This window comes from Promicromonospora sp. NPDC090134 (assembly GCF_044746965.1).
Classification (GTDB): Bacteria; Actinomycetota; Actinomycetes; order Actinomycetales; family Cellulomonadaceae; genus Promicromonospora.
On the sequence record NZ_JBIVCZ010000001.1, the window covers coordinates 833,503 to 853,519 of the forward strand.

Annotated in this window: 15 protein-coding genes; 9 read left to right on the top strand and 6 right to left on the bottom strand. The window is 73.8% G+C overall.

Features of this window, described 5'->3' with window-relative positions; genetic code table 11:
- Positions 1-242 precede the first annotated feature (242 nt).
- From rhaI to ACIPN7_RS03625, 3 genes are all read left to right on the top strand, one after another.
- Positions 243-1,418, top strand: a complete 1,176-nt coding sequence (rhaI, locus tag ACIPN7_RS03615; RefSeq protein WP_400538059.1) for an L-rhamnose isomerase — start codon at positions 243-245, stop codon at positions 1,416-1,418.
- Positions 1,415-3,490 carry a bifunctional aldolase/short-chain dehydrogenase gene (locus tag ACIPN7_RS03620; RefSeq protein ID WP_400538061.1) on the top strand — a complete coding sequence of 692 codons (2,076 nt, stop codon included), beginning with the start codon at positions 1,415-1,417 and terminating at the stop codon, positions 3,488-3,490. The genes rhaI and ACIPN7_RS03620 overlap by 4 nt, the downstream gene beginning before the upstream one ends.
- A gap of 95 nt (positions 3,491-3,585) precedes the next feature.
- Positions 3,586-5,061 carry a rhamnulokinase family protein gene (locus tag ACIPN7_RS03625; RefSeq protein WP_400539143.1) on the top strand — a complete coding sequence of 492 codons (1,476 nt, stop codon included), beginning with the start codon at positions 3,586-3,588 and terminating at the stop codon, positions 5,059-5,061.
- Here the strand turns inward: ACIPN7_RS03625 and ACIPN7_RS03630 are convergent.
- Entirely contained in the window at positions 5,050-6,144 is a 1,095-nt protein-coding gene (locus tag ACIPN7_RS03630; protein ID WP_400538063.1) for a substrate-binding domain-containing protein, read from the bottom strand. The two genes, ACIPN7_RS03625 and ACIPN7_RS03630, sit on opposite strands and share 12 nt — an antisense overlap.
- On the bottom strand, positions 6,141-8,051 hold the full coding sequence (locus ACIPN7_RS03635; protein WP_400538065.1) for a heparinase II/III family protein: 1,911 nt from the start codon (positions 8,049-8,051) through the stop codon (positions 6,141-6,143). Before ACIPN7_RS03635 ends, ACIPN7_RS03630 begins: the two co-directional genes overlap by 4 nt.
- Positions 8,052-8,224: 173 nt before the next feature.
- On the opposite strand from ACIPN7_RS03635, the gene ACIPN7_RS03640 reads away from it, so the two are divergent.
- The 6 genes from ACIPN7_RS03640 (at position 8,225) to ACIPN7_RS03665 (ending at position 15,079) form a co-directional block, all read left to right on the top strand.
- Entirely contained in the window at positions 8,225-9,247 is a 1,023-nt protein-coding gene (locus ACIPN7_RS03640; protein ID WP_400538066.1) for a hydroxyacid dehydrogenase, read from the top strand.
- A complete protein-coding gene (locus tag ACIPN7_RS03645; RefSeq protein WP_400538067.1) occupies positions 9,244-11,166 on the top strand; it encodes a DUF2264 domain-containing protein in 1,923 nt (640 codons plus the stop codon). The genes ACIPN7_RS03640 and ACIPN7_RS03645 overlap by 4 nt, the downstream gene beginning before the upstream one ends.
- 64 nt (positions 11,167-11,230) lie before the next feature.
- Positions 11,231-12,526 (top strand): ABC transporter substrate-binding protein, encoded by a 1,296-nt coding sequence (locus tag ACIPN7_RS03650; protein WP_400538068.1) that lies wholly within the window; start codon positions 11,231-11,233, stop codon positions 12,524-12,526.
- Positions 12,526-13,476, top strand: a complete 951-nt coding sequence (locus ACIPN7_RS03655) for a carbohydrate ABC transporter permease (protein WP_400538069.1) — start codon at positions 12,526-12,528, stop codon at positions 13,474-13,476. The genes ACIPN7_RS03650 and ACIPN7_RS03655 overlap by 1 nt, the downstream gene beginning before the upstream one ends.
- On the top strand, positions 13,476-14,315 hold the full coding sequence (locus tag ACIPN7_RS03660; protein WP_400538070.1) for a carbohydrate ABC transporter permease: 840 nt from the start codon (positions 13,476-13,478) through the stop codon (positions 14,313-14,315). The genes ACIPN7_RS03655 and ACIPN7_RS03660 overlap by 1 nt, the downstream gene beginning before the upstream one ends.
- A gap of 5 nt (positions 14,316-14,320) precedes the next feature.
- Positions 14,321-15,079: a ferredoxin-NADPH reductase gene (locus ACIPN7_RS03665; protein ID WP_400538071.1), complete on the top strand. Its 759-nt coding sequence runs from the start codon at positions 14,321-14,323 to the stop codon at positions 15,077-15,079.
- Between the two features lie 109 nt (positions 15,080-15,188).
- Here ACIPN7_RS03665 and ACIPN7_RS03670 read toward each other — a convergent pair whose 3' ends face one another.
- The 4 genes from ACIPN7_RS03670 to ACIPN7_RS03685 all read right to left on the bottom strand — a co-directional run bounded on the left by ACIPN7_RS03670 (position 15,189) and on the right by ACIPN7_RS03685 (position 19,928).
- Positions 15,189-16,049 carry a sugar phosphate isomerase/epimerase family protein gene (locus tag ACIPN7_RS03670; protein ID WP_400538072.1) on the bottom strand — a complete coding sequence of 287 codons (861 nt, stop codon included), beginning with the start codon at positions 16,047-16,049 and terminating at the stop codon, positions 15,189-15,191.
- The gene (locus ACIPN7_RS03675) at positions 16,046-17,248 is read right to left on the bottom strand and encodes a dihydrodipicolinate synthase family protein (RefSeq protein ID WP_400539145.1); all 1,203 of its coding nucleotides are present in this window, start codon (positions 17,246-17,248) and stop codon (positions 16,046-16,048) included. Before ACIPN7_RS03675 ends, ACIPN7_RS03670 begins: the two co-directional genes overlap by 4 nt.
- Positions 17,249-17,283: 35 nt before the next feature.
- Positions 17,284-18,414 carry a Gfo/Idh/MocA family protein gene (locus tag ACIPN7_RS03680; RefSeq protein WP_400539147.1) on the bottom strand — a complete coding sequence of 377 codons (1,131 nt, stop codon included), beginning with the start codon at positions 18,412-18,414 and terminating at the stop codon, positions 17,284-17,286.
- Between the two features lie 356 nt (positions 18,415-18,770).
- Complete coding sequence (locus ACIPN7_RS03685) at positions 18,771-19,928, bottom strand: LacI family DNA-binding transcriptional regulator (RefSeq protein ID WP_400538074.1); 1,158 nt, start codon at positions 19,926-19,928, stop codon at positions 18,771-18,773.
- Between the last annotated feature and the right edge of the window lie 89 nt (positions 19,929-20,017).

Consider the following 20,017-nt stretch of genomic DNA (forward strand, 5'->3'; position numbering starts at 1 on the left):
CCGGTGGGTGTCCCACCCCTCCCGGGGCGGGGGGCCCCCGCGGGCTTCCCCCCCGCGGGGGCGGGGGGGGCGGGTTGGCCCGCTGGGTGATCGGCAGCCCGGGCTGCCGATCACCTGACGAACTACCGCCCACGCGCCTCGTCTGGGCCTGTGGTGTCTTGACCCTTGGGCGGTCGCGGAATAGGCTTCGAATGAATCGTTTCAAGGTGCGCACGAAGGCGTGCGCGGAGAGGGAGGACGCCATGGCGGCATCCACACGTGTCGAGGCGGCCAGGTCCGCGCTCCGGCAGCAGACGATCGAGCTGCCGTCCTGGGCCTTCGGCAACTCGGGCACGAGGTTCAAGGTCTTCAGCCAGCCGGGTGTGCCGCGTGACCCGTTCGAGAAGATCGCCGACGCCGCCCAGGTGCACCGGTACACCGGGGTGGCCCCGCGCGTCAGCCTGCACATCCCCTGGGACCTGGTCGACGACTTCGAGGTGCTCGCCCGGCACGCCGCGGACCTGGGCGTGCAGATCGGCATGATCAACTCCAACGTCTTCCAGGACGAGGACTTCATGCTGGGCTCGCTCGCCCACCCCGACCCGAGGGTGCGCGCCAAGGCCGTGGACCACCACAAGCAGTGCATCGACGTCATGCGGGCCACGGGGTCCAAGGACCTCAAGGTCTGGCTGTCGGACGGCCTCAACTACCCCGGCCAGGACTCGATCCGGGCCCGGCAGGACCGGATCGCCGAGTCGCTGGCCGAGATCTACGCCGCGCTCGACGACGACCAGCACATGGTGCTCGAGTACAAGTTCTTCGAGCCTGCCTTCTACGTCACCGACGTGCCGGACTGGGGCACCTCCTTGCTGCACGTCCTGGCGCTCGGCGACCGGGCGAAGGTCGTGCTGGACACGGGCCACCACGCGCCCGGCACCAACATCGAGTTCATCGTGGCGCAGCTCCTGCGCCAGGGCCGGCTCGGCGCCTTCGACTTCAACAGCCGGTTCTACGCCGACGACGACCTCATGGTCGGCGCCGCGGACCCGTTCCAGCTCTTCCGGATCATGCACGAGATCGTGTCCGCCGGGGCGCACGCCCCGGACAGCGGCGTCAACTTCATGCTCGACCAGTGCCACAACATCGAGCCGAAGATCCCGGCGCAGATCCGGTCGGTCATGAACGTCCAGGAGGCGACGGCGAAGGCGCTGCTCGTCGACGTCGAGGCGCTGGAGGCCGCCCAGCGGGCCGGCGACGTGCTCGGCGCGCACGGCGTGCTGATGGACGCCTACGACACCGACGTCCGGCCGCTCGTCGCGCAGGTGCGCGAGGAGATGGGGCTGGACCCGAACCCGACCGCGGCCTTCGCGGCGTCGGGCTATGCCGAGAAGATCGCGAGCGAGCGCGTCGGTGGCGCGCAGGCGGGATGGGGAGCATGAACGGCGTCAGCGGAGCCGGCGTGGTCGAGGACCTCGTGGGCCGGTCGAACCGGCTGGGCTCCGACCCCCGGGTGACCAACTACGCGGGCGGCAACACGTCCGCGAAGGGCACCGCCACCGACCCGGTGACGGGCGAGCCCGTCGAGCTGCTGTGGGTCAAGGGCTCCGGCGGCGACCTCGGGACGCTCACCGAGCAGGGCCTGGCCGTGCTGCGGCTGGACCGGATGCGCGCCCTCGTGGACGTGTACCCGGGCGAGGAGCGCGAGGACGAGATGGTCGCCGCGTTCGACTACTGCCTGCACGGCAAGGGCGGCGCGGCGCCGTCGATCGACACGGCGATGCACGGCCTGGTCGACGCGCCCCACGTGGACCACCTGCACCCCGACGCCGGCATCGCGATCGCCGCGGCCGCCGACGGCGAGAAGCTGACCGCCGAGATCTTCGGCTCCGACGTCGTGTGGGTGCCGTGGCGCCGGCCGGGCTTCCAGCTCGGCCTCGACATCGCGGCCATCAGGGCGGCCAACCCGCAGGCCGTCGGCTGCATCCTGGGCGGCCACGGCATCACCGCGTGGGGCGACACCTCGGCAGAGGCGGAGGAGCGGTCCCTCGACATCATCCGGCGGGCCGAGGAGTTCATCGCGGCCCGGGCCGCGGCCCGCGACACCCATGCCTTCGGCGCGGTGCGCCCGGGCTACGAGCCCCTGCCCGACGCCGAGCGGCGGGCCCGTGCCGCCGCGCTCGCCCCCGTGATCCGCGGTCTGGCCAGCGTCGACGCCCCGCAGGTGGGGCACTTCACCGACTCGGGGCCGGTGCTGGACTTCGTCGCCCGGGAGCGGCTGGTGCCGCTCGCCGAGCTCGGCACGAGCTGCCCCGACCACTTCCTGCGCACCAAGGTGAAGCCGCTGGTCGTCGACGTCCCGACGTCGGCCACGGTCGAGGAGACCGTGACCGCGCTCCGGGCCGCGCACGAGGCCTACCGCGCCGACTACGCCGCGTACTACGAGCGCGGGGCGGCCCTCGCCCGGGCCCGCGGCGAGGAGCCGCCCGCGATGCGCGGCGCCGACCCGGCGATCGTGCTGGTCCCGGGCGTGGGCATGTTCTCGTTCGGCCGGAACAAGCAGACGGCGCGCGTGGCCGGCGAGTTCTACGTCAACGCGATCAACGTGATGCGCGGCGCGGAGACCGTCTCGACCTACGCCCCCATCGCGGAGGCCGAGAAGTTCCGCATCGAGTACTGGGCGCTGGAGGAGGCCAAGCTGCGGCGCATGCCCGCGCCCAAGCCCCTGGCGACCCGGGTCGCCCTGGTGACCGGGGCGGCGTCGGGCATCGGCAAGGCGATCGCCACGCGGCTGGCGGCCGAGGGCGCGTGCGTGGTGGTGGCGGACCTCGACGCCGGGAAGGCGGCGGCCGCGGCGGCCGAGCTCGGCTCGGCGGACGTCGCGGTCGGCGTGGCCGTGGACGTGTCGTCGGAGGCGGCCGTGCGGGCGGCGGTCCAGGAAGCGGTGCTGGCGTTCGGCGGGGTGGACCTCGTGGTGAACAACGCCGGGCTGTCCCTGTCCCGGTCCCTGTTCGAGACCACCGAGGCCGACTGGGACCTGCAGCACGACGTCATGGCCAAGGGGTCGTTCCTCGTTTCTCGTGAAACGGCGCGGGTGCTCGTGGACCAGGGCATGGGCGGTGACATCGTCTACATCTCGTCCAAGAACTCGGTGTTCGCGGGGCCCAACAACATCGCCTACTCGGCGACCAAGGCCGACCAGGCGCACCAGGTGCGGCTGCTGGCCGCCGAGCTGGGGCAGTACGGCATCCGCGTGAACGGCGTGAACCCGGACGGCGTGGTGCGCGGTTCGGGCATCTTCGCCTCCGGCTGGGGCGCCAACCGGGCGGCGGTGTACGGCGTGCCGGAGGAGAAGCTCGGCGAGTTCTACGCCCAGCGCACCCTGCTCAAGCGCGAGGTGCTGCCGGAGAACGTGGCGAATGCCGTGTTCGCGCTGTGCACCTCCGACTTCTCGCACACGACGGGCCTGCACGTGCCGGTGGACGCGGGCGTGGCAGCGGCGTTCCTGCGGTGAGCGAGGCGGTGGGCGACGCGGTGGGCGACGCGGTGGGCGGCCCCGCCGAGCCGGGGTTCGTCGCGATCGATCTGGGCGCGACGAGCGGCCGGGTGATGCTTGGTGTGGTGCACGGGGCGGCCGGGCCGACGTCGGGCGCGGCCGCGCACACCGGGCCGAGCGTCGAGCTCGTCGAGTGCGGCCGGTTCCCGAACGGGCCCCGGACGGACGAGCACGGCGCCCTGCGGTGGGACGTGCGCGCGCTGTGGCGCGGGATCCTCGACGGGCTGCGGGCCGCGCGCGATCTCGCGCGGGAGCGCGGCGTCGAGATCCGGGGGATCGGCGTGGACGCGTGGGCCGTGGACCACGCGTTCCTCGACGACGCCGGCGACCTGGTGGCGGACCCGTTCTGCTACCGCGACGCCCGCACGGACCACGTGGCCGACGACGTGTACCGGCACGTGCCGTTCGCCGACCACTACGCCGTCAACGGGCTGCAGCACCTGCAGTTCACCACGGAGTTCCAGCTCGTCGCGGGCGTCTCGACCGGCGTCGGCGGCGAGGAGTGGGCGCGGGCCCGGCACCTGCTGCTGGTGCCCGACCTGATCGCGTACCGGCTCACCGGCCGGCGGGTCGCCGAGGTGACCAACGCGTCCACCACGGGGCTGCTCGACGCCCGCTCGCGCACCTGGTCGGGCGAGCTCCTGGACCGGCTCGGGGCGGAGTACCCCGGGCTCGCTGGGCTGCGGGACCGGCTGCCGGGGCTCGTCGAGCCCGGCACCGTCGTCGGGCACCTCGTGCCCGAGGTGCGGGAGGCGACCGGGCTCGGGGAGGTGCCGGTGCTCGCCGTCGCCTCGCACGACACGGCGTCGGCCGTGGCGGCGACGCCGCTGGGTGCCGCCGGCGCGTACGTCTCGTCGGGCACATGGTCGCTGGTCGGGCTGGAGCTGCCCGCGCCCGTGCTCACCGAGGCGAGCCGCGCGGCGAACTTCACCAACGAGCTCGGCCTCGACGGGACCGTGCGCTACCTGCGCAACGTCATGGGCCTGTGGGTGCTGGACGAGTGCGTCCGGGCCTGGGCGCAGGACGACGGCGCGCCCGTGGACCTGCCCGGCCTGTTGGCGGCGGCCGCCGCCGAGCCGGGCGGCCGCTGCCTGGTCGACGTGGACGGCGGCGAGTTCCTCGCCCCGGGCGACATGCCGCGCCGGGTGTCGGACGCGGTCGCGCGCCTCGGCGTCGACCTCCCCACGGACGGACCGGCCGCGCGGCCCGCCCTGGTCCGGGTGGTCCTCGACAGCCTCGCGGCCTCGTCGGCGCGGGCGGTCTCGAACGCGTCGGCGCTGGCCGGCGTGGTCGTGGACACCGTGCACGTGGTGGGCGGCGGCTCGCGGAACGAGCTGCTGTGCCGGCTCACCGCCGAGGCGACCGGGCTGCCCGTGGTCGCCGGACCGGTCGAGGCGACGGCGCTCGGCAACGTGCTGGTGCAGGCCCGCGCCGTCGGGGTGCTGTCGGGCGACCTGACGGCGCTGCGCGACGTCGTGCGCGCGAGCACCCACCTGCGCCGGTACGACCCCGAGCCTCTACACCCCTGAGCCCGCGCTCGACGCGCGGACGATCAGCCGGGGGCTGAGCTCGATCCGGTGCACCGGGCGGTCGGCGTCCGCGAGCCGGCGCGTCAGCAGCTCCACCGCAGCCGCGCCGATCGCTGCCTTGGGCGGGCTCACCGCGGTGAGCGGCGGGTCGGCGAGAGCGGCCACCTCGTCGTCGTAGGCGACCACCGCGAGGTCCGTGGGCACCCGCACGCCGCGCTCCCGCGCCAGCTCCACCAGCGAGATCGCCTCCCGATCGGAGTGCACCAGCACCGCCGTCACGCCCGTCTCCGCGCACCGGTCCAGCACGGACGCGGCGTCGGCGGCCCACGCGGGGTCGCCCAGCGGCGCCGTCTCCAGGTCGAGCACCACGTCGAACTCCAGGTCCGGTGCCGCCGCGAGGAAACCGCGGCGGACGGCGGCCGAGTGCGGGCTGGTCCGCGACGTCACCAGGCCCACCTGCCGGTGCCCGCGCTCCGCGAGGTGGCGTGCCGCCGTGCCCGAGCCGAGCGCGTGGTCGGTCGCCACCGACTCCAGCGGCTCGCGGTACGGGCCACCCACGAGGCGTCGCTCCATCAGCACCACCGGCAGGTCCAGGCCGGCGAGCCAGTCGCCCAGCTCGGTGGCGTCGGGCCCGGAGGCGGGCGGCGCCACGAGCAGGCCGTCGACCCCCGGGCCGCCGTCGTCCCCGACGAGTGCCGCGAGCTGGTGCCGGATCTGGTCCACGTCGTAGGACCCGCCGCGCAGGATCAGCCGCGCCGAGCCGTCCGCGGCGCCGCGCGCGCCGCGGATCACCTCGGGCCAGTAGTAGTCGAGCGACGGCACGACCACGCCGATCGTCGGCTGCCCGGCGTCGGCGGCGTCCTCGACGTCCTGCCGCCCGGCCGTGCGGGCCGGGATCCGCGCACCGCCGTGCACCTTCTCCAGCGCGCCGTCCATGACCAGCACGGCGAGATCGCGCCGCACCGTCACGGGCGTCACGCCGAGCACGCGCGACAGGTCGCTCACGCGTGCCGAACCCGTCTCCCGCACCCGCGCGATCAGGCGCGCCCGACGCTCGCTCGGGAGCGGCGCTTCCTGCGTCATGCAACCTCCTGCGATCCCGACCCGGTGGGTCTCATGGTGACCTGGAACGTGCCCGACGGCGCCTCTGCGCGCGCCGTGAGTCGCAACCGGGTCAGGTGTTCACCCCATACGGCGGACAGCTCGCGGTCGTCCAGCACGCGCACGTCGAGCTCGGCGTCGACGTCCGCGACGTCCCAGGTGAGGGCGAGCGTACGGCCGGGCGGCCCGTCCGGGACACCGTCCGGCGCGAACCGGACGACCGCCCGGCCGGGCGTGAGCGTCACGTCGCCCGCGAGCAGCCAGTGCCACGCCGTCGGACCGTCCGGTGTGCCGGGCTCCGCGGGCGCGAACCGCCAGGAGTCCTCGACGGTCACCGTCTCGGCGTCCGGGTCCAGCCGCACGTCCCGCCACCAGTGCTCCAGGCCGGCGACCGGGTAGGCCCCGGCCAGGTCCACGCGCGCCCGCCAGCCCGCCGCGGCACCGGCGTGGGTGCTGTCGGCCGCGCCGGCTCCGCCGTCCGCCACCTCGAACGCGCGGGCGGCGAACTCCGGGCCCGGGGCCTGCTCCACCCCGCGCACCCGCGGGACGTTGTGCCAGTCGCCCCGGACCACCCACAGGTCGTACCGGTCCGGCCCGAAGGTACCCGCCCGGTAGGTGGGCTTGCCCGCGTCCACGACGACCGGCACGCCGTCGAGCGCCACGATCACCGAGCCGACGTCCACGTGGTTGTGGTTCTCGTCGTTGTGCCCGCCCTTGACCGACACCGCTACGCCGCGCGCCGAGCCGGGCGCGGAGCGCGCCACCGCGATGCCCGTCGCCGGGAACACGGACCGCCCCGCCAGCGGCGGCACGGCGGCGGGGCCGTCCGCCCAGGAGCCGGTCAGCAGGCCCACGGCGCGCGGCAGGGAGGCGCGCTCGTCGAACAGCCCGCCGGGCCGCCCGCGGTACGACGCCGCGTGCTGCGCCGCCGCGTCGTCGCCCACGCGCAGCGCCCAGGCGTGCACGACGTTCCAGGGCCAGGTCGCGAGCGGCCGCGCGGCGCCGTCGGCCACGTTGACGTACCAGTCGCCGCCGAGGTGCATGGCGTGCGGGAAGGCCACGGTGGCGCGGATCCGGTCCAGCGCCTCCCGGGCCGGCTCGATCCCCGCGAACGCGAGCAGGTCCTGCGCCTCCAGCGCCCGGGCGGCTCCCTGCCACCAGTAGTGGTAGCCCTCGTCGACGCCGCCGTCGGCGGGCAGGGACGCCCAGTACGCGGCGATGCCCTCGGCGACGAGCGCCGAGGTGGCCCGGCGCCGGTCCGGGTCCTCCTCCAGCGCGAGGTTGGCGGCGAGCACGTTGCCCTGGATCCAGGGGCTCCAGTTCATGATCGGGTGGTCGACGCCGAGCCACCACCAGTCGCGCCGCTCCGTGAACGGCCGCAGCACGCGGGCCTGCGCCTCCTGCCGGACCCGCCAGCGCACGCCGGGTGCGCGCTCGTCGAGGGCCGGGCCGAGCAGGTGGTCGACCCAGGCGAGCTGCGCGGCCACCTCGCCCGCCCCGAGGTCCAGGTACGGCTCGGTGACGGTGGGCGTGATCCGGCCGAACCGGTCGAACGTGTCGTCGTGGGCGGCCCAGCACCACGAGGACTGCTCGCACAGCAGCAGCACGCCGTCGACCACCTCGTCGACGCGCTCGTCGCTCGGGTCGACGAGGGCCGCGAGCGTGGCGCGGGTCAGCCGCGCCTGCCGGGCCGCGACCTGCGCCTCGTAGACCGTGCGGACGCCGTCGCGGAAGAACCGGGCGTACTGCGAGGCCAGGGTCTGCGGCCAGGGGGTACCGCGCTCGGCGTCGGCGGCGGCGAGCGTGGGGGCGAGGGCGCCCGCCACACGCGGCCCGGCCCAGAGGCTCCGGGCCGTGACGTCGGGCGCAGGCAGCGACGGTGCTGTCATGTGCGTATCTCCTATGATCGAAAATGATCGTAGTGGAACTCTTTCCCGAACGCCAGGGGCTTGCCAACGGCCAGCCGGGTGGGCTTCAATGGGCCATCGTTCGATCGTAGGTGATCGGAATTGTTCGTCTGAACGGTCAGGCGAACGCGGACTCGATGGAGAGGAGCGCGGTGGTGCGGCGACCTGAGGCCCTGCTCGTCATGGACGATCGGGCACTGCGTATGCAGTTCGGCCCGGACGAGGACTCCCGGCTGCGCGCGATCGCGCGGCTCGGCGAGCCCGCCCGTGTGACCGCGTACGACACCCCGGAGGCGAAGGCCCGCCTGGCCGACGTCGAGGTGCTCCTCACCTCCTGGGGCGCGCCCCGGATCACCGCCGACGTGCTCGACCTCGCGCCGAACCTGCGCGCCGTGCTGCACTGCGCGGGCTCGGTCCGGTCGCTCGTGTCCGACGCGGTCTGGGACCGCGGGCTGCTCGTCACCAACGCGGTGGTCGAGAACGCGCTGCCGGTCGCGGAGTTCACGGTGGCCGCGATCCTGATGGCCGGCAAGAAGGCGCCGTTCCTCGCGAACATCGCGCGCAAGCGCCGCGACGACTGGTCCTACCTGGGCGAGCACGGCGAGCTGTCCAACCGCGGCCGGGTCGTCGGCATCGTCGGCTTCTCTCGGACCGGCCGCCAGGTGGTGGCGCGCCTGACCGTGCCGGGCTCCGGCCCCGAGACCCGCGAGATCCTCGTGGCGGACCCGCTCGCGGACCCGGCCGCCGTGGCCGCCGCCGGCGCGCGGCTGGTGCCGCTCGACGAGCTGCTGGCGGCCTCCGACATCGTCTCCCTGCACGCCCCCGACCTGCCCTCGACGCGCAACCTGATCGGCGCGCGCGAGCTCGCCCTGCTGCCGGACGGCGCCACGCTGATCAACACCGCCCGCGGCGCCGTCGTCGACACCGCGGCGCTGGAGCGCGCGTGCGAGACCGGGCGCATCTACGCGATGCTCGACGTCACCGAGCCCGAGCCGCTGCCGGCGTCGTCGGTGCTGTACGACCTGCCGAACGTCATGATCACCCCGCACATCGCGGGGTCGCTCGGCACGGAGGCGCGCCGCATGACCGCGGCCGCGCTCGACGAGCTGGAGCTGTACGCGCGGGGCGAGGCGTCCCGCAGCGCCGTGACGCGCGAGGACATGGAGTTCGTCGCATGACCGACCACATCTCGTCCGTCCCGGCCGGCGCGGGCGCGTCCGGCCCCGAGGCCCGCGCCTGGCTCGCGGCCTACGCCGACCGGCTGCTGGCCGCCGTCGAGCCGTACGCGTCGCCGAGCGGCTCGCTCATCACGCTGCCCGGCACCCCGGGCGGGTACGGCACCGCCGTCGACGGGCTGGAGGGCTTCGCCCGCACGTTCCTGCTCGCGGGCTTCCGGCTCGCGGGGGAGGACGGCGCCGACCCGACGGGCCTCGCCGAGCGGTACGCGGCCGGCCTCGCGGCGGGCACCGACCCCGCGCACCCCGAGCGCTGGACCCGGCCCGACGAGCACGGCCAGGCCAAGGTCGAGGCCGCCTCGCTCGCCCTGATCCTCGACCTGACGCGGCCCTGGATCTGGGACCGCATGGACGCCGCCGCGCAGGAGCACGTGGTCGACTACCTCGGGACCGTGGTGGGCGACGAGGACTACCCGGACAACAACTGGGTCTGGTTCCGGATCGTCGTCGAGACCTTCCTGCGCTCGGTGGGCGGCCCGTTCTCCGCGGACGACGTGGCCCGCGACCTCGCCGCGCACGACCGGTTCCGCCGTCCGGGCGGCTGGTTCGCCGACGGCCCGGAGCGCAGCTTCGACCACTACGCCGGCTGGGCGCTGCACCTGTACCCCGCGCTGTGGGCGCGGATGTCCGGGGCCGCGGAGGTCGCGGCGGCGGCGGGCGACGACCTGGCCGTGCGCTCGGCGTCCGACCGCGAGCACCTGGCCCGCTACCTCGACGACGCCCTGGCGCTCGTGGGCGCCGACGGCTCCCCGCTGCTGCAGGGCCGCAGCCTCACGTACCGCTTCGCGGCCGCCGCGCCGTTCTGGGCCGGCGCCGTGTCGGGCGTGGGCCGGCCGGGGCAGCTCCGCGAGGCGGCGACACGCATCGTGCGGCACTTCGCCGACCACGACGTGCCCGGCGACGGCGGCCTGCTGACCCTCGGCTGGCACCACGCGTGGCGCCCCCTCGCGCAGCGGTACAGCGGCACCGGCTCGCCGTACTGGGCGAGCAAGGGCCTCCTGGGCCTCGCCCTGCCCGCCGCGCACGAGGTGTGGACGGCGGCCCCCGAGCTGCTCCCGGTCGACGTCGGCGACGTGCTCACCGTGGCCGCCGCGCCCGGCTGGGCGATCAGCGCCACGCGTGACGACGGCATCGTGCGCGTGGTCAACCACGGCACCGACCACGCCCTGCCCGGGGCAGACGGGGGTGACTCGCCCCTGTACGCGCGGCTCGGCTACTCGACCGCGACGTCCCCGCTGCTGGACGCGGACGGCTGGAGCTCCCCGCTGGACCAGTCGGTGACGCTCCTGGACGCGGCGGACGGGGCGACCCACCGCACGGGCTTCGAACCGGTCCCGGTCGAGACGACGGGACCGGCCGTGGCCCTGGCCTCCGTGGCCTCCGCGCACTGGGTCGAGGCCGATCCGGACGCGCCCGACCACGGGTCCGGGCGGCCCGGGGTCGCCACCGCCGCCGGGCGGATCACCACCGTCTCGATCGTGCGCGGCGCCTGGGAGGTCCGGCTGGTCCGGGCCGCGGACGGCGTCGACGCCCGGGCGACGGCGCTCCGGATCGGCGGCTGGGCCGCCGGGCCCGGCCTCGACTCGACGCTCGTACCGCTGCTGGGCGACATCGCGCCGGTCAGCGGGACGGCCACGGCCGAGGACGCGACCCCGCTCGCGGGCCCGACGACCACCCCCTGGCTGCGGTACGCCCCGGTGCCGGAGGGCTGGACCGGCGTCGCCGTCCGCCTCGGGCGGGCCTCCGCCGACGACCAGGACGCGCCGACGGCCCCGGCCGCCGCACCGCAGCTCGACCTCACCGCCGGACAGGCCGTCGTGACCTGGCCGGACGGGGAACGGACCACGGCAACCCTGCCCTGACCACACGCACCCGGTGGTTCGTCACCGGGGCGTCGCAGTACGACTCACTCGAAGGAGAGTAGGAATGAACCGCAAGATCATGAGCGCGCTCGGCATCGCCGCCGCCGCCTCGCTGGCCCTGACGGGGTGCGGCGGACAGGACGAGCCCGCGGCCGCCGAGGGCCCGGTCACCATCAGCCTGGCCGGCTGGGACTTCGCGTCCACGCCGGAGTTCCAGACGCTCGCGGACGCCTATCACGAGGCGAACCCGGACGTCACCGTGGAGCTCAAGGAGTACCCGGCCGGCGACGACTACGACACGGCCCTCACGGCCGACCTGTCCGCGGGTGCCGCGCCCGACATCTTCATCGTGAAGAACCTCAAGAACTACATCACGTTCCAGGAGGGCGGCACGCTGCTCGACGTCTCCGACGTGGCGGGCGAGCTCGACCCGGCGACGGGCGGCCTGGAGCCGATGGCCGTCGACGGCAAGACCTACGCGGTGCCCTACCGCCAGGACTCGTGGCTGCTCTACTACAACAAGGCGCTGTTCGAGAAGGCCGGCGTGGACCTGCCCGACGGCTCCTGGACCTGGGACGACTACGCCGAGGCCGCCGAGAAGCTGACCAAGGGCATCGGCGAGAAGGAGGTCACGGGCACCTACCTGCACAGCTGGCAGTCCACCGTGCAGGGCTTCGCGCTCGCGCAGACCGAGGGGGCCACGCTGGACGGCGGCGACTTCTCGTACCTGGCGCCGTACTACGAGCGGCAGCTCGCGCTGCAGGACAACGGCTCGCAGCCGTCGTTCGCGACGGTCACCACGAACGAGCTGGCCTACCAGTCGCAGTTCGGCACCCAGAAGGCAGCGATGCTCCCGATGGGCTCCTGGTACATCGGCACGCTGGTCGCCGAGCAGGCGTCGGGGGCGGCGGACACCTTCGAGTGGGGCATCGCGCCGATCCCGCAGCTCGACGAGTCCACGACCGGCACGGAGAACACCCCGGCCACGTTCGGTGACCCGACGACCATGGGCATCAGCTCGAACATCGACGAGTCCAAGATCGAGACCGCGAAGGACTTCCTGCGGTTCGCCGCCGGCCCCGAGGGTGCCGCCGCGCTCGCGGAGATCGGCATCACGCCGGCCCTGATCGACGACACCGTGGCCGACGCGATCTTCGCGCTCGACGGCGTGCCGCAGGACGACCTGTCCCGCTTCGCCTACACGACGCACGACACGCTGCCGGAGAACCCGGTGGGCGAGAAGACCGCGGCCATCCAGACCATCCTCGGCGAGATGCACTCGGCGATCATGTCGGAGTCCACCCCGGTGGACGAGGCGATCACCGAGGCCGAGGAGCGCGTCGCCAACGAGGTCGGCTGATGGCGACTCCTGTCGCCGACGACCGGCGGACGCTCGGGCTCACGCAGCCCGGGCGCCCGCCCCTCCGGGCGCCTCGCACGTCGCTCAAGATCCGCAACGCCCTGATCGGCTGGACGTTCATCCTGCCGAACTTCCTCGGCTTCGCGGTGCTCACCCTCGGCCCGGTGCTCGCGCTGTTCTACTTCTCGCTGACCAACTGGAACATCTTCGGCAACGCGGAATGGGTCGGCCTCGACAACTTCACGCGCCTGGTCGGGGACAAGAGCTTCCACAAGGCGCTCGGCAACACGTTCTACTACGCCGCGCTGCACATCCCCCTGACCATCGTGGTGTCCCTGTGCCTGGCGCTGCTGCTCAACCAGAAGCTGCGCGGCGCCGCCTTCTTCCGCACGGTGGCCTTCTTCCCGTACATCACCTCGATCGTCGCGGTCGCCGTGGTGTGGAACATGCTGTTCAGCCCCGAGTACGGGCCGATCAACCAGTTCATCGGCCTCTTCGTCGGGGGCGACCTACCCGGTTGGACGGTCTCGAAGGACTGGGTGATGCCCGCGGTGATCATCGTGGGCACCTGGAAGGACATGGGCTACTACATGCTCCTGTTCCTGGCCGGCCTGCAGACCGTGCCGGGCGAGCTGCACGAGGCGGCCCGGATCGACGGGGCCGGTGCCTGGCAGCGGTTCTGGAACGTCACGCTGCCCTGCCTGCGGCCCACCATGTTCTTCGTGACCGTCATGGTCACCATCCAGAGCTTCAAGGTCTTCGACCTGATCCTCGTGATGACCGACGGCGGGCCGGGTCAGGCGAGCCTCGTGCTCAGCCAGTACATCTGGCAGAAGGGCTTCGAGCAGTTCGAGCTCGGGTACGCCTCGTCCGTCGCCGTCGTCCTGTTCCTCATCTGCATCTCCGTGACCGTGGTGCAGTTCCTGTACAACAAGCGGAAGGAGGCGTGATGGCGGCCCGCACGTCCCCCCTGCAGAGGTCTGGCCGGGTGCTGCTCTACGCGGTGATGATCGTCGCCGCGGCAGGCATCATGCTGCCGTTCGTCTGGATGATCATCTCGTCGCTCAAGATGAACAACCAGGTGTTCACCGCACCCGTGCAGTGGATTCCCGACCCGGTGCAGTGGAGCAACTACGTCGACATCTGGGTCAAGGCCGACATGGTCACCTGGGTGCGCAACACCCTGGTGGTGTCCCTGGCGGTGACCGCACTGCAGGTGCTGACCGGCAGCTTCGCCGCCTACGGCTTCGCCAAGATGCGCTTCCCTGGCCGCGACGCGCTGTTCCTGCTGTACATCGGGACCATCGCCGTGCCGTGGCAGTCGTACATGATCCCGCAGTTCCAGATGCTCTCGAGCTGGGGCCTGAACAACACCCTGTGGGCGATCATGCTGCTGCAGGCGTTCGGCGCCTTCGGCGTGTTCCTCATGAAGCAGTACTACGAGTCGATCCCCGACTCGCTGTCGGAGGCGGCGCGCATCGACGGGCTCTCCGAGTACGGGATCTGGTGGCGCATCATCATGCCGCTGTCGGTCCCGGCCCTGGCGTCGCTGACGATCATCACGTTCGTCTCGACGTGGAACGACTACCTCGGGCCGCTCATCTACCTGCGCGACCGCGAGCTGTGGACCATCCAGATCGGCCTCCAGTCGTTCATCGGCGAGTACAACGCCGAGCACGCGCTGATCATGACGGGCTCGGTGCTGTCGGTCCTGCCGATCGCGCTGATCTTCCTGCTCGGCCAGCGGTACTTCGTGCAGGGCATCGCGACGACGGGCGTGAAGGGGTGAGTGCCGTGGGGATCGCGGGAGCGTCGGGCTCCGCCGGAGCGGCGGCCGGGGCGGCCGGCGCGGCCGCGCCGCGCCGTCGGCGGACCCTGCTCGGGCCCGAGACCTACGAGCTGGTGTTCGGCACCGTCTACACGGGCCTCATGACCAACCTGCTCCTGGCGGTCGCCTGCCTGCCCCTGGTGGTCCTGGTCGTGGCGACCGACGTCGCCACGACCTGGCCACTGGCCGCCCTGGCGGCGCCGCTGCTGGGCCCGGCCCTGGTCGCGGCCTTCGTGGTGTTCGGCGCCTTCAGCGCCGACGGGTCGACGGCGGTGGTCCGCACCTTCGCCCGCGCCTGGCGCCGGCACCTGCGCCGCGGCCTGGCGATCGGGGCGCTCGCGACGGGCGCCGTGGTGGTGGCCGCCGTCGACATGGCCTTCTTCTGGGGCCGGACGGCGGGGGCCGCCGCCATTCCCGTGCTGGTCACGCTGGCCGCCGTGGCGGTGCTGACCGCGCTCCTCGCGCTGGCCGCCGTGCCCGAGATGCCGGGCGCACGACTGCGGGACGTGCTGCTCGCGGCGCTCGTGCTCGGGGTACGGCGCTGGTATCTGTCGGCTGGTGCCCTGGTCGTCCTGGGCCTGCTGGCGGGCGTCGTCGCGACCCGCCCGGCCGTGGGCCTGGGCTTCGCGGCCGCCCCGCTCCTCTTCGCGACCTGGGGCGTCTGCCGTTTCGTCCTGCGTGCCGCGCCGCCGTCGGCGCGCTCGGCGCCGACGCTGCCCCGCTGACCCGTCCGCCCGGTCACAGGACTCGGTACTTCCCTTTGAGGCCCGGGTTTCTCCGCTTTGACAGGGCTCAAAGCGGAGAAACCCGGGCCTCGAAGAGAATTCGGCGTCCTTACAGGTGCGGGGCCACGTGCTTGTCGTAGCGGGTCAGCACCGTCGCCGCCGTCTCCGCGGCCGGGCGGGCCCAGATCTCCTCGTTGAAGATCTCGGTCTCGATGTCGCCCACGTAGCCGGCGTCGCGCACCCAGCCCGTGATCGTGGCGAAGTCGATGTACCCGTCGCCCACATGCCTGCGGGAGTTCAGCGGCTCCGCGGCCAGCGGCAGCGCCCAGTCGCACACCTGGTACGACGCGATGCGGTCCTCCCGCCCGGCCCGCGCGATCGACTTGCGGAGCGCCGGGTCCCACCACACGTGATAGGTGTCCACGACCACGCCCACCTCCGACGCCGCGAACGGCGCCGCCAGGTCGAGCGCCTGCGCGAGCGTGGAGATCACCGCCCGGTCGGCGGCGAAGATCGGGTGCAGCGGCTCCAGCACGATCCGCACGCCGTGCTCGGCGGCGAACGGCACCAGGTCGGCGATCCGGTCGGCCACCCGGCCGCGCGTGGCCACCAGGTCGCGGTCCACGTCCGACGTCGGGGCGCCGCCCGGCGTCGAGCCCACCAGGCCGCCGACCACGAAGACCAGCTCCGCGGTGCCGATCGTCGCGGCCTCCTCGATCGCCCGCCTGTTGTCGTCGAGCGCGGCGCGAATGCCGGCGTCGTCGGCCGCGGTGAGGAACCCGCCGCGGCACAGGGACGACGCGCGCAGCCCGGCGTCGGCGATGATGCGCGCCGCCTGCGGCGCACCCACGGCCTGGACCACGTCGCGCCACGGTCCGACGGCGCCGAAGCCCGTCGCCGCCGCCGCCTCGCACGCCTCGGCCAGCGAGGCGTGCTTGACGGTGGCGGTGTTCAGGGAGGCCCTGCTCATGCGGTCACCCCGTTCGTCGTCAGGAACGCCCGCAGGCGCGCGGCGGCCAGCGGCGGGTCGAGCAGCATGCCGCAGCCGTCGGCCAGGCGGGCCAGCTCGACCAGGTGCGCGAGCGACCGGCCGGAGTGCAGGCCGCCCACCAGGGAGAACCCGGGCTGGAAGCCGTTGAGCCAGGACAGGAACGCGATCCCGGTCTTGTAGTAGTACGTGGGCGCCGCGAAGATGTGCCGGCCCAGCGCCTCGGTCGAGGCCAGGATCTGGTGCCCGCGGGCGGCGTCCCCGGCGTCGAACGCCTGCAGGGCCGTGGAGGCCGCCGGGTAGATCGCCGCGAAGATGCCGAGCAGGGCGTCCGAGTGGCCCTGCTCGTCGCCCGCGATGAGCTCCGGGTAGTTGAAGTCGTCACCGGTGTACAGCCGGGGCCGCACCCCGTCGTCCGACGCCGGCAGCGCCGCCAGCGAACGGCGCAGCCCCACCTCGTGCGCGGCGTCGAGCAGCGACACCTTGACCCCGTCGATCCGGGGCTGGTGGGCACGGATCAGGTCGAGGAACGTCTTCGTGGCGTCGTCCACCGAGTCGGAGCCCCAGTAGCCGGCCAGCGCAGGGTCGAACATGGTGCCCAGCCAGTGCAGCACCACGGGCTGGTCGGCCTCGGCCAGCACGGCGTCGTAGACGCGGGCGTAGTCCTCGGGCCCGCGGGCGACCTGGGCCAGCGCGCGGGAGGCCATGACGATCACCTGCGCCCCGGCGTCCTGCACCACGCCCACCTGCTCGCGGTAGGCGTCGGCGACGACGGCCAGGCCGGCGTCGCCCGGTTCGAGCGCCGCGACGACCGTGGGGTCGAGCTGGTCCGTGCCCGCGCCGCACGCGACGCGCGCGCCCACGGAGGCGGCCTCGGCCGCCGAGCGGCGGACGAGCTCCTGGGTCGCCGCCCAGTCGAGGCCCATGCCGCGCTGGGCGGTGTCCATCGCGTCGGCGACGCCGAGCCCGTGCTCCCAGATGCGGTGCCGGTAGGCGAGCGTGGCATCCCAGTCGACGACGGCGGGCGCGCCCGGCACGTTCTCCGCCCCGACCTGCGGCACCACGTGGGCGGCCGCGAAGGCGATGCGGGAGGTGATCGGGTCCGACGGCGTGGTCCAGGGGCCGGGGGCGTTCAGCTCGACGGCCTCGGAGCCGCTGAGGCGGCCCGCGGCGTCGAACAGGGGGAGGACGACGGCGACCCCGCTCCCTGTCCCGCTCACAGGGTGATCTCCGGGATGTCGATGCGGCGGCCCTCGGCCGACGACTGCAGGCCCAGCTCCGCGAGCTGCACGCCACGCGCGGCCGACAGCAGGTCGTAGCGGTGCGGGCGCCCGGCCACGACGTCGCGCAGGAACTCCTCCCACTGCAGCTTGAAGCCGTTGTCGAGGTCGGCGTTCGCGGGGACGTCGAGCCACTGGTCGCGGAACGGCTCGGTGACCGGCAGGTCCGGGTTCCACACGGGCTTGGGGGTGTGCGCGCGGTGCTGGGCGCGGCACTCGCGCAGGCCCGCCACCGCGGATCCGTGCGTGCCGTCCACCTGGAACTCGACCAGCTCGTCGCGGAACACCCGCACGGCCCAGGACGAGTTGATCTGCGCCACGACGTCGTCACCGCCCGGGGTGGTGACGTCGAAGATGCCGTACGCGGCGTCGTCGGCGGTCGCGGCGTACTCGCGGCCCTGCTCGTCCCAGCGCGTCGGGATGTGCGTGGCGGTCTTCGCGGTCACCGTCCTGACCTGCCCGAGGATGCCCTCCAGCACGTAGTTCCAGTGGCAGAACATGTCGGTGGTGATGCCGCCGCCGTCCTCGGTGCGGTAGTTCCACGACGGGCGCTGGGCGGGCTGCGAGTCGCCCTCGAACACCCAGTAGCCGAACTCGCCGCGCAGCGACAGGATGCGGCCGAAGAAGCCCTCGTCCACCAGGCGGCGCAGCTTGACCAGGCCCGGCAGGTACAGCTTGTCGTGCACCACGCCGACGGTCACGCCCGTGGTGGCCTGCAGCCGCGCGAGCTCGATGGCCTCGGCGAGGGTCTCGGCGGTCGGCTTCTCGGTGAAGACGTGCTTGCCCTGCTGCATCGCCTTGGACAGCGTCGCAGGGCGCAGGTTGGTCATGGCGGCGTCGAACACGATGTCGGCGTCCTTGATGGCCGCGTCGACGTCGGTGGTCCAGTGCTCGACGTCGTGCAGGGCCGCGAGCTCCTTGAGCTTGTCCGCGTTGCGGCCCACCAGCACGGGCTCGACCTGGACGCGCGAACCGTCGGGGAGCGTGACGCCGCCCTGGTCGCGGATCGGCAGGATCGAGCGCACGAGGTGCTGGCGGTAGCCCATGCGGCCGGTGACGCCGTTCATGGCGATGCGAAGTGTGGTCACGGGCGAGACTCCATCGTCGTGGGAATGCGCTTTCCAGGCGAGAATAGCGCACGGATCCGGGGGAGTACATGGGGGCCGGGGTGAGAGGCGGGGCCGCGGGTCGGCAGTTTGCATCGCAGACTCGGCAGTTTGCATCGAGGTCGGCACAGGCCTGTGCCGACCTCGATGCAAACTGCCGACGTCGCAGGACACTGCCGACGTCAGCCGGCCCACGACATCCGCAGCAGGCTGCCGATGTCAGCCGGCGCGCAACGTCCGCAGCAGAGTGCCGAGATCAGCCCGCGCCCCCCGGCCCCGCAACCTGCTCGGGTGCGAGCCTCCGGCAGCGGCTGGGGTCAGGCGCTCCGCTCCTTGCCGAACAGGGCCGGCGTCGACGCCCGGAGCACGACCTCGCCGCGTACCGGCGTGCTCGTGTCGCCCGCCTTGCCGAGCGCCAGGTCGGTCGCCAGCTCGCCGACCTCCGCGAGCGGGATCCGCACCGTCGTCAGCCCGGGAGACACGTCGCGCAGGGTGTGGATGTCGTCGAACCCGGCCACGGCGACGTCGTCGGGCACGCTCAGGCCCGCGTCGCGGACGGCGGCCATCGCGCCCACCGCCATGACGTCGTTGACGGCGAAGACGAGCTCGGGCAGCCCGCCGGTGCGCTCGATCAGGTCGCGCATCGCGGAGTACCCGCCGTCGCGGGTGAACGGGCAGGCCAGCACGCCGTCGGGCGCGACGGGGCTGCCGAGCTCCGCCAGGGCTCCGGTGAAGCCGCTCGTCCGGTCCGCCGCCGTGCGGTGGCCCGCTGGGCCGGCCAGCACGGCGAACCGGCGGTAGCCGTGGTCGTGCAGGGCGCGGGCGAGGTCGGCCGCGCCGGCCGCGTTCGCGATCTCGACGACGGGCAGGCCGCCGATCGGCTGGCCGACCAGCGCGACCCCGCCCCCGGCCTCCTGGAACGCGTTCAGGGCGGCCTCCAGCGCGCCCTGGGCGGGGCGTGCGTCGTCGGACGCCGGCGCACCGCCCCCGCCGTCCGCCGCCGCACCGCCGCCGTCCGCCGCCCCACCGTCGCCGCTCGGCGCCGCCGCGCCGCCGTCCGCCGGCCCCTCCGCCGGCTCCAGCCGGCCGCCCGCCAGGATGATCGCGCGCGAGCGCTGGCGCCGCGCGAGCTCGACGAAGGCGAGCTCGCGCTCGGAGCTGTGCTCCGTGGACGCGAGCGTGACGATGAGGCCGGCCTGCTCCGCCGCGCGCGCCACACCAGCGGCGATCGTCGAGAAGTACGGGTCGGCGATGTCGTGCACCACGAGCCCGAGCGCCGTGGTGCGGCCGCGGGCCATGGCCTGTGCGCTGGGGTCGGGCGAGTACGCGAGGCGGCGTGCGGCCTCCAGGACGCGCTCGCGCAGGTCCTCGCGGACGCTGCGCGTGGCGCTCCCGTTGATCGCGCGCGACGCCGTGGCGAGCGAGACGCCGGCCTCGCGGGCGACCTGGCTCAGGGTGACGGGGGCGTCGGACATGAGGTCATCCTGCCGTGTCCGGCGCCCTCGTGGTCGCCGAGCGCTCGGCAAGGGTGCGGATACCGCCCGCCGGACACCCCGCGGGCGGG

Excerpts from the sequence above, each read along its gene's own strand:
- rhaI (WP_400538059.1), top strand. The coding sequence starts at position 243 with ATGGCGGCATCCACACGTGTCGAGGCGGCCAGGTCCGCGCTCCGGCAG.
- ACIPN7_RS03670 (WP_400538072.1), bottom strand. The coding sequence starts at position 16,049 with ATGAGCAGGGCCTCCCTGAACACCGCCACCGTCAAGCACGCCTCGCTG.
- ACIPN7_RS03635 (WP_400538065.1), bottom strand. The coding sequence starts at position 8,051 with ATGACAGCACCGTCGCTGCCTGCGCCCGACGTCACGGCCCGGAGCCTC.
- ACIPN7_RS03620 (WP_400538061.1), top strand. The coding sequence starts at position 1,415 with ATGAACGGCGTCAGCGGAGCCGGCGTGGTCGAGGACCTCGTGGGCCGG.
- ACIPN7_RS03660 (WP_400538070.1), top strand. The coding sequence starts at position 13,476 with ATGGCGGCCCGCACGTCCCCCCTGCAGAGGTCTGGCCGGGTGCTGCTC.
- ACIPN7_RS03655 (WP_400538069.1), top strand. The coding sequence starts at position 12,526 with ATGGCGACTCCTGTCGCCGACGACCGGCGGACGCTCGGGCTCACGCAG.
- ACIPN7_RS03680 (WP_400539147.1), bottom strand. The coding sequence starts at position 18,414 with ATGAACGGCGTCACCGGCCGCATGGGCTACCGCCAGCACCTCGTGCGC.
- ACIPN7_RS03630 (WP_400538063.1), bottom strand. The coding sequence starts at position 6,144 with ATGACGCAGGAAGCGCCGCTCCCGAGCGAGCGTCGGGCGCGCCTGATC.
- ACIPN7_RS03645 (WP_400538067.1), top strand. The coding sequence starts at position 9,244 with ATGACCGACCACATCTCGTCCGTCCCGGCCGGCGCGGGCGCGTCCGGC.
- ACIPN7_RS03625 (WP_400539143.1), top strand. The coding sequence starts at position 3,586 with ATGCTTGGTGTGGTGCACGGGGCGGCCGGGCCGACGTCGGGCGCGGCC.
- ACIPN7_RS03650 (WP_400538068.1), top strand. The coding sequence starts at position 11,231 with ATGAACCGCAAGATCATGAGCGCGCTCGGCATCGCCGCCGCCGCCTCG.
- ACIPN7_RS03685 (WP_400538074.1), bottom strand. The coding sequence starts at position 19,928 with ATGTCCGACGCCCCCGTCACCCTGAGCCAGGTCGCCCGCGAGGCCGGC.